This window comes from Exiguobacterium sp. N4-1P, assembly GCF_002214325.1.
This window is the reverse complement of record NZ_CP022241.1, coordinates 1-4,905: the sequence shown is the minus strand read 5'-3', so window position 1 is coordinate 4,905 and position 4,905 is coordinate 1. Positions and strand designations below refer to the sequence as shown.

6 protein-coding genes and 1 pseudogene are annotated in these 4,905 nt (G+C 41.0%); all 7 read right to left on the bottom strand.

What is annotated here, in order from left to right:
• Positions 1-489: relaxase/mobilization nuclease domain-containing protein (locus A0126_RS19070; protein WP_157898527.1), on the bottom strand; the 489-nt coding region annotated here is incomplete at its 3' end.
• Complete coding sequence (locus A0126_RS19065) at positions 456-785, bottom strand: MobC family plasmid mobilization relaxosome protein (protein ID WP_088838372.1); 330 nt, start codon at positions 783-785, stop codon at positions 456-458. The genes A0126_RS19065 and A0126_RS19070, both read right to left, overlap by 34 nt.
• A gap of 587 nt (positions 786-1,372) precedes the next feature.
• Positions 1,373-1,792 carry a DUF2599 domain-containing protein gene (locus A0126_RS19060; RefSeq protein WP_088838371.1) on the bottom strand — a complete coding sequence of 140 codons (420 nt, stop codon included), beginning with the start codon at positions 1,790-1,792 and terminating at the stop codon, positions 1,373-1,375.
• 1,333 nt (positions 1,793-3,125) lie between these two features.
• A complete protein-coding gene (locus tag A0126_RS19765) occupies positions 3,126-3,251 on the bottom strand; it encodes a hypothetical protein (RefSeq protein WP_255407420.1) in 126 nt (41 codons plus the stop codon).
• A gap of 227 nt (positions 3,252-3,478) precedes the next feature.
• Complete coding sequence (locus tag A0126_RS19055; protein WP_088838370.1) at positions 3,479-3,721, bottom strand: hypothetical protein; 243 nt, start codon at positions 3,719-3,721, stop codon at positions 3,479-3,481.
• Between the two features lie 54 nt (positions 3,722-3,775).
• On the bottom strand, positions 3,776-4,567 hold the full coding sequence (locus tag A0126_RS19050; protein ID WP_239456789.1) for a hypothetical protein: 792 nt from the start codon (positions 4,565-4,567) through the stop codon (positions 3,776-3,778).
• Between the two features lie 46 nt (positions 4,568-4,613).
• A pseudogene (locus tag A0126_RS19965) lies at positions 4,614-4,841 on the bottom strand (relaxase/mobilization nuclease domain-containing protein); the annotation flags it as partial.
• Between the last annotated feature and the right edge of the window lie 64 nt (positions 4,842-4,905).

Here is a 4,905-nt window from a genome sequence, read left to right as displayed (position 1 = left end):
GCCCTTCTCGAGAAGGGCTTTCTCCGCCAATGTATAGCGAACCGGAGCGTCCTTTTTCACGATGACGGATAACCCTCGTTCCTGACAGAGTTGATCGCTCTCCTCACGGATCCGATGTAGGTCCTTCTTCGTGGACTGATACTTGCTGCCACTCTCGAAATTCACGGCATTGATGATGATGTGATTATGAATATGCTCCTTGTCCGTATGCGTGTAGATGACGGCTTCATGCCCTTTAGAGATGGCTCGAGCGAGTTCTTGTCCGATCTCGTTCGCTTGTTTGGCTGTCACTTCCCCTGGCTTAAAGGATTGAATGACATGGTGGGCTTGAATCCCGTCCGGTTTGCCCCATAATTCTCTCGTCGCCTTCATCTGAGACTTAGCATACTCTGGCGGACAATCGACCCCTGATCGTTCTTCTGCTCGTTTCTCGGCGTAAGAAATGAGTTTGTTGGCTACTTTTGTATTGCCGAGTTGAATTGTTGCCATATCTGATTCAACTCCTTCTGTATGTTTTCCAGTTCTTCTTTCGGTACTGATTTGCCCTCATTTGCGTGTTTGGTCATCTGATTTACGTTGTTCCCAATGGCACGCAATTGCCGGGCAATCTCAAATGCGCCCTCTCGATCAATCTTCGGTGGTCGCATTCTCGATCCTTGTGCCTGCTTTTTGACATAAGCCGGCACACTCATTTGAAAACTTTCTGCTATCTCAGAAAGTTTCTCAAATTCGGATTCACTCACTCGAAAATTGACCTGTCGGTTCTCTTTTCGGTTCGCCTTCACAACAACCGCCCCCTCTGAATACGTACGAATTATGCCTCGAAAGATGGACGAGTAAAATCCTTTTACTCGTCCATCTTATTCTATTCATAGAGGGGTTGGCAAGCTTCGTATTTGCTAGCCACTTTGTGTCGCACATACAGCTTGTCGGGGGTTTCCCCGAGCCCCTTTCTTCGGAAAAAAAATAGAAATTTAATCTGATGTATTTTTTCTCTTACGAAAAATGTTATATTTTTCATATATTTAAGAGAGAGGTGTGTTTTTTTGGAAAGTACGTTTACTTTACTTAATGCTGTATTTTATTTAATTACCATTCTGATTTTATTTAACGTTCTTTATTTAGTATTTTTAAAAGCAAAAATATCTGGATCGATATACATTGCGTTTAATTCACTAGTTCTGGCAGCAATAGTAGTGATTCTATTATTCAATTCAGGTTATTTAACTGATGAATTAAATTTATCTGGAAGTAGTGTTCCTTTTTATACAACTATAATTAGCGGGATATTAGCAATTGTATCCATTCCGTTGTCCTTAAAAAACAAATAAAAAAAGCGACTGATCAATTCAGTCGCTTTTTTTATTTGTTTTTATTTAGGGTTACAAGCCTTAGCCATTGTTGCAGGTAGACTAGTAGTAGTTCTGTGTGGTTCTAAATTCCAAGGAGTTTTTGCTTTTCCAGCACCAAGAACATGACAATGGAATTGGGCGCTCATGGCACTTGTATTCTTCCATTTTGAACTACTTGACCATTTAGCTTTTAAAAGTGAAAATGCATGACCTGCATGTGCCATTTTTATGTTGCCATTAGAAGTGATTAAGGGTGATTTTTTATCTGGATGTATGCTCAAAGAAACAACACCATCACGCGTAATCCAAGAAACTGAGTCGAAGTAATCTGAATATTTATAAGAATCTAATGAACCCGCAGCATATGTTGGACTACCCAATCCGCCGACTAAAAATCCTAGTAAAGCTAAACATGCAATAACCTTTTTTAATGCAGACATTCCAAATACCCCCAAAATTAATTTTTATGCCACCAAAATATAGTATAATAATTAAGGATAAGCAAGTTATCTTGGAATAAAGAGCCTTTTTTGAAAAAAAGAAGTTTTTAATAGCTAATTAAATTATATTTTTTTCATAAATCTTCTATTGGATATAGAATGTTTAAATTTCATATAGTAAATAATTCGAGGGATTTAAAGAATAAAAGAGTAAAATAAGGTGTTGTCAGAAAAAAAATAGAAGAGTAAAATAAGCAGTAACAAATTACGGACGAAAACACAAAAAACGCCACTTCTCCTATCTACTTGTCGCCAAACGAGTAGATGATCAACGAAGTGACGCTTTTGAATAGCGAGTGCACGAACACTCGTTATTGAATCGTTGAAGACACACAACACGTGGCTTCAACTAAGATGAACTTATCATACTAAGTAAACCTGAAACATTCAAGGTTTTAGTACAGAAAAAGGACATCATTCAGTAGCGAGTTTAAGAAACTTGCTACTGAATGATGTCCTTTTTGTTTTGCTTTACATAAAAAGAGGTTTGCACTCGCTCTTCAAACGAGTAGGTTCATCTAGCCGACGCAGTAAAATAGATCGGTCATTACCGCAGTTCCAGTAGGTGATGCGACGTTAGCAGGGGAAGGACGTAAAGCCCTGTACATAGCCTAAGTCCTCATAAGGATAGGGTAAAAATCGTTGAGAGGTTCAGACGGGGTCATATGGTACGAGACCGTAGGCAGTCCCACGACAAACGGTGGGGAATTTCCTAGTAGGCGGCTGTATGATTGCTGTGACACGACCTGATGTGGCTTCTGGCCACGTCAGAGTGGATTATATGACGAGTCGCCGAAAGGCAGCAAGGTAGGGCGTGGAAACGCCTTGTGTGCGCGATGATGCGCAGCGAGTCATATCGTGGGGGCGTGATTCCCCTGCAGTCTTGGAACGCCTAGACATACGGATACCTCGTCCTACACTGGACGCAGAAACGTTGGGCAGATTTAATCCTTTTATTTTCAAGGGGTTAGTCTGCCCATCCAGCCGTTTTCCTCGCCTTCCTACCGCAGTATGTACTTGCTCTTCTAGTGCATCAAGTCTTTTAGATTAAAAAAAGGAAAAGAAAATGCAGGAAAGATGAAGATCAACGACTGGAGAACATGTCGTGCGAGGAACGTTGAAGGAGGGAGCGAAGCGAGTCCATTCAATGTGACGCAGTACGCCAGCAAACGAAGTGAAGGCGTAAACGCCGAAAACGAAGTGCGGTAGTGATCTAGAAAAAATTTAATATAAAAAAGAAAGCCGAAGGGTTATTTGAACTTTCTCTTTTGTATTAGTGTTTTGATCTCTTGTGTTTATTTAATTCTTTTGCTGCATTGGATTTTTGTTTTTTAGTAGAACAGGGATCTTGTAAAATGCGACCTGCTTTACTGATTTTTGATCCTTTGTGTCGTGTCATGTTGTCACTCCTTTCTTGATAAAAAGAAGTACACTTGTTCTTAAATTTGTACTTTTAATTCACAATATAAAATGTTTCTTGTAAAGATTATTTTTGGGTCATATTTCAGTTTTAAACGCAAGATTGCGTGAAATGACAATTCCTCGCAACGATACGCTTGCTGCAGAGCCAAACACGAAAAAAAGGGGCAAATCCGCCCCTTTTCACAAACTTTTACTTTTTTTATGTTAATAAATTAATATTTGTACTGCATAAACCAAAGCGATTAATAATAGTAAACCAATCGTGTTTACTATTATTTTTTTTGGAAGAGAAATTTCAGAAGAGTACTTGAAAGTAGCTACATAAAGAGCAAAAACTGTTAAATAAAGCACAATAAACGATTCACTTACAGCGAAGATAATAGTCCCGATAATAACAATCATTGATATGACCATGTTGGCTTTACGGTCTGTAATCGTCTCGAACATGCTATCACTCCTTTGCTCAAGCATAATCAATTACAAACGACTATTCTATACATTTTATGGTAATTCTATATTTGCTAGTGAAGCAATGAAACGAATAATAAGATAGATCGGCACGAGGAAGATTGCCGTCATTAGTCCTTGTTTTGCCGCATCCAACCATTCTGTCTTGATGATTTTCCATCTAACGCTCGAGATCTTGTTCGAAAGATTTTTTGATATTTCGTTTAGCTGTTGTTCGTGCCTGCTCTTGAGACTGCTCATTTCTGTCTCGATCTTCTGCGTGTTGTCTTGAAGAATTTGTTTCAACTGGCTTTGTTGCGCGATGATGCTGCTGTTGGCCTTCTCGCTCGTTTGCTTGAGTTGGTCGCTGATCAGTTTGTGGCTGCTGTTCAACTGGTCGAGGTGTGTACTCTGTATGTTCTTCAGCTGCTCGTGAAGGACTTGTTGGTTCTTGGTGAGTTGGCTCGAGTAGGTTTCGATCAATGCCTGAAGTTGTCCGTTTATGCTGCTGGTATGCTTTTCGAGTTCCTTGCTTCGACTGCTCAAGCTTTCGGTTGAATTCTTCATAATCAAATGCGTCACTTCTTCGGTGTCCTTGCTGATCTGAACGAGGTTCTCGATTTCCTGTTGGAACGTCATCTCTTTCTGAACGACCTCCTGCAGGACGGTCGATAGATAGCCCTCGACGGCTCTCAGACGCATCAGAAGCTCCTGTTCGTTCTGAATCAAGGGTTCTTGCGTCCGATGGAGTGGTGCTTCCTGTTTGTTCTCCACGTGATACTCCGGTGTATCCTCTGACTTCACCATCGTTTGTTCTTTCGCCTTCAATTGGTCTTTCAAACCCATCCTTGATGACCTCCCTCTCATAATCTGCCCCGAGTTTGTTGTCTCGTACTCGTTTTTTATTCGCATGATCGTAATACGTCGTCGTGTTTCCCCGTTCTCGTACTTCAATCTCATGTTTTTCAAACAGATAGCCTTTGAATGCTTCGTAGTCCGTCGTTTCTTGCTTGGCTTCCTCGATCTTCGTCCGGATCTCGTCCTTCCAAGAGGTCTTGCCCTTCTCGAGAAGGGCTTTCTCCGCCAATGTATAGCGAACCGGAGCGTCCTTTTTCACGATGACGGATAACCCTCGTTCCTGACAGAGTTGATCGCTCTCCTCACGGATCCGATGTAGGTCCTTC